Origin of the sequence: Microcoleus sp. AR_TQ3_B6 (assembly GCF_036702785.1) — a bacterium.
In the GTDB taxonomy this organism is placed as follows: Bacteria; Cyanobacteriota; Cyanobacteriia; order Cyanobacteriales; family Microcoleaceae; genus Microcoleus.
This window is the reverse complement of sequence record NZ_JAUBVJ010000214.1, coordinates 1-2,405: the sequence shown is the minus strand read 5'-3', so window position 1 is coordinate 2,405 and position 2,405 is coordinate 1. Positions and strand designations below refer to the sequence as shown.

2 protein-coding genes are annotated in these 2,405 nt (G+C 43.8%); both read left to right on the top strand.

All coding sequences use genetic code 11. From position 1 onward, the window contains the following. Positions 1-136: 136 nt before the first annotated feature. A complete protein-coding gene (locus QUB56_RS36725; RefSeq protein WP_445243452.1) occupies positions 137-301 on the top strand; it encodes a hypothetical protein in 165 nt (54 codons plus the stop codon). 335 nt (positions 302-636) lie between these two features. Beyond that, on the top strand, positions 637-2,405 hold a 1,769-nt coding region (locus QUB56_RS36720), incomplete at its 3' end, for a DUF4347 domain-containing protein (protein WP_332961273.1).

Below are 2,405 nucleotides of genomic sequence, written 5' to 3'. Positions count from 1 at the left end.
GCAGCACAGTCATGTGCGGAAACAAGTGGAAATGCTGAAAAACCATCCCTACTTTCTGGCGGATTTTCATAATATCTGCCTTCGGCAAAGTAATATCCACCTGTTGTCGGTTTAGTTGTGCCTGGTGCACCGGGGAATGGGAGTATTTGAAGCAACGGCGATCGCCCTGCTGTCCGATCGCTTTTCTACGGGTATTATTCTGAGTGCGGTGGCTTTGTATCGGATAATTAGCATTCTGGCTGATGTTTCCGCTGCATTTTTAGCTAAATTCGATCGCCAGCGCGATCGGCACAATCAGTGAGTGGGAAAATATATCAAGCCAGCGGACTGGCCCCGATTAGCAGGAGTCGAAAATATGTATTTTTATTAAGATTTTTGGGTTACTTAAGTCGGCTGGCTATAGTTGAGTTTCAACAACATTTTGTCAAATAATCTGTTTCGGCGGCTAAAAAACAAAGCCACAAACAATAGAGTCTGAATCAATAAATTTAAGACCTGCAAACAAACCGAGTTGCTCTCATAAAATTCACAATTTGAGGTATTTATACCGTCAAATAAACTGGTTTTTTTGAGTTCCGGTGTGCTCGTCCTGAATAGATGAAAAATTGTTAACTTTAGGAAATAGGGTACACAGCCATGATACCAGTTTTATCAGCAGGTGCGATTTTCTACGGGATAGCTTCGCCGCGCGTACTTGCGAATCAAATCAACGCGGGCAATGGGAGTTTTGGGGAAAAGAGCGAGATCCCCAATAACCCCAGTAAAATAGTATTTATCGATGCGGCAGTAGCAGACTATCAAAATCTCCTAGATGGAGTGAAATTGGGAGTAGAAGCAATAGTTATCGACTCGCACAGAGATGGAGTCGAACAAATTAGCGAAGTGTTAGCGAATCGCACTAATATTGAAAGCATTCATCTAGTTTCCCACGGCGAACCGGGAAGCTTGCAACTCGGTAAAACCCGACTGTCTGTCGATAATCTAGAAGCTTATAGGCAGCAATTGCAGCAATGGCGGCGCGCTTTAACAATTGATGCAGACATCCTGATTTACGGCTGCAACGTAGCAGCAGCATCCCGCGCTTGTCAGAAAGTCCGCCTGGGAATAAATTCCCTGTCTCAAAGCGAAAGTCGGTTGAAACCGACTAAAAACAATTTCATTAAACAGTCCTCTTTAGAGGACTTTTGCTATGAGACGGGGGTTGAAACGAACGGCGGACTCGATCGACCAGCCGTAGATGGTGTCGAATTCCTCCACCGCATTGCATCCCTCACTGGTGCAAATATCGCCGCATCTAAGTATCTCACTGGGAGTGCAAAATTAGGTGGCAACTGGGAACTAGAAGAAAAAATCGGCAACATTAAATCGCCCCTAGCATTCGAGTCAAACGCGATGCAAAATTATGCGTCTGTTTTGGCTACCTATACCGTTACCAATACCAATGATAGCGGTACAGATTCTCTGAGAGATGCGATCGAAAAAGCTAATTATAATCCCGGATTAGACACCATTAACTTTGACATTCCCGGCCCAGGGCCTCATAGCATTACCATTTTCGATGCCTTACCTGTCATCACCAGCCCAGTTATAATCGATGGCAAATCTCAAATTGGATATACTAACAAACCCCTAATTGAACTCAATGGCAGTTTTGCATATCTAGGGCAAATTTGGCTTAATATTAATGGTTTAGAGTTAGGCAAGAGTCCTTTTGGTGGCGCCGAAGATTCCAGTGGCAGTACCATTCAAGGATTGGTTATTAACGGATTTGGAAAAAGAGGAGGTTCAGGTAACGGCATTTTGGTACAGACTAACAACAATACCATCCAAGACAACTACATTGGCACTGATATTAGCGGTACGACTGCTGTAGGCAACACTGTATCTGGGATCAGAATCCAAAACATTGGAAGCACTTTTCCTAATTTCATCCCCCTAACAGGTAATATTATCTCCCACAACGTCATCTCTGGCAACGAATATTTTGCAGGCATATTTGTTGTGAAAACATCAGCAACAAACACCAAAATTGCTGGCAACTTCATCGGGACTGATTTCACGGGTACAATGCCTTTAGGGAACGGGGGCGATGGCATTCTGATCCTCGATCTAGATGCAAATAATGCAAATAATAATAATGTCATTGGTGGAACTACAGCCGGAGACAGGAATATCATTGCTAACAATAAGGGTAGTGGCATTGAAATTATTGGAGCTTCCGGCTACACGATTCAAGGCAATAGCATTGTTAACAACGAAGGATTAGGAATTGACTTAATCGGTAATAATGGTGTCACTCCCAACGATTTGGGCGATACCGATACAGGTAGCAACAACCTGCAAAATTACCCGGTTCTCACCTCAGTTAGCGGCAACACAGTCAGCGGCATTCTCAACAGCACTCC